This window comes from Deltaproteobacteria bacterium (assembly GCA_011773515.1).
Taxonomy (GTDB): Bacteria; Desulfobacterota; Deferrimicrobia; order J040; family J040; genus WVXK01.
In genome coordinates this window covers 1-1,467 of record WVXK01000040.1, presented here as the reverse complement: position 1 = coordinate 1,467, position 1,467 = coordinate 1, and the positions used below count along the sequence as shown (strand labels likewise).

The following is a 1,467-nucleotide window of genomic DNA, read 5'->3' as shown; positions in this document are numbered from 1 at the left end:
TGGATTCTATGCCGCACCAATAAGAGCTCCCTCCGGAGCAACTGGTCCAGTTTTAGCTTATGTTCAAGGCACAAAAGAAATTATTCAAACAGATAAAACATTCATTGTTGACCATCCAATGCATGAAAATAAATACCTAGTTCACGCATGTTTAGAAGGACCAGAAGCTGGTGTATACTATAGAGGTGAAGGATCCATCGAGAATAATCAAAACAGTGCCATAATCGAACTCCCATACTATGTTGAAAATCTAGCAGAGGAATTTACAGTTCATGTTACTCCAATATACAATGGTTATATAAGAACACTCAATTCAAGTCGTGTTAATGAAAATAAATTTACAGTATATGGTGAACCAGGTCCATTTTCTTGGGCTGTTTATGGTAAAAGATCTAATATTGAAGTAGAACTTGAAAAAGAAGAAGTTATTAAGAAGGGTGATGGCCCATACACATGGTATATTAAAAAATAGGGTATATTAAAAAATAATTAAAATTATTATAATTATAATTTTAATTATAAAACAACAATGGCAGATAAATTTTTAATATTGCATATATTTAATATATAATATTATATTAAGATTAGATGAGTAATTCAAACTGTGATGAAGATTACTTAATTGACAAATCGTGTCATAGCAATAGAGTAAAACCAAGGAGATGTCCTCCAAGGCATGATAGATATCTTGATTATATTAATAGATGTCCACCTGATATCTTTTGCAGAGAAGGAAGAGATGGCAGAGATGGACGTCCAGGGCCAAAAGGCTCCCCAGGTACACCAGGTGATCCAGGACAGCCAGGTGTTCCGGGCCAACCAGGATGTCCTGGATTGCCAGGTACTCCAGGTGTTCCTGGTGCTCCTGGTATTTGTAGTTGCAAAGGTTTACATAGTTGTGACAAATGTTGTTGCCCTGATAAAAAGAAACGTAGAATATGTCCAACTGGACCAACTGGACCTCAAGGTCCACCAGGTACTGGTATGGATGGCATAACTGGTCCAACAGGTCCTACGGGTATGAAGGGTCTAGATGGTGCAACTGGTCATACTGGTCATACGGGTATGAAGGGTTCTACCGGTCATACTGGTCATACTGGTCCAACAGGTTCAACTGGTCCAACTGGTCCGACAGGTCATACAGGTCATACAGGTCATACTGGTATGAAAGGTTCTACTGGTCATACTGGTCCAACTGGTTCAACTGGTCCAACTGGTACGACTGGTCCAACTGGTCCAACTGGTCCAACTGGTCCAACTGGTCCAACTGGCATGACTGGTCAAACTGGTTCTACTGGTCCAACTGGTATGAAGGGTCCAACTGGTCCTACTGGTCCAACTGTTGATATAGATTGTAAAGTGCTTAAGAATATACTTGAAGATTGTGATATAGATTTAATCGCCTCAACTGGTCCAACTGGTCCAACCGGACCAACTGGTCCAACTGGTCCAACTGGTCAAACTGGT

2 protein-coding genes are annotated in these 1,467 nt (G+C 40.1%); both read left to right on the top strand.

What is annotated here, in order from left to right:
* On the top strand, nt 1-472 hold a 472-nt coding region (locus GTN70_04195), incomplete at its 5' end, for a hypothetical protein (GenBank protein NIO16189.1).
* Between the two features lie 116 nt (nt 473-588).
* Nucleotides 589-1,467 (top strand): hypothetical protein (locus GTN70_04190; protein ID NIO16188.1); only part of this gene is annotated, 879 nt, incomplete at its 3' end.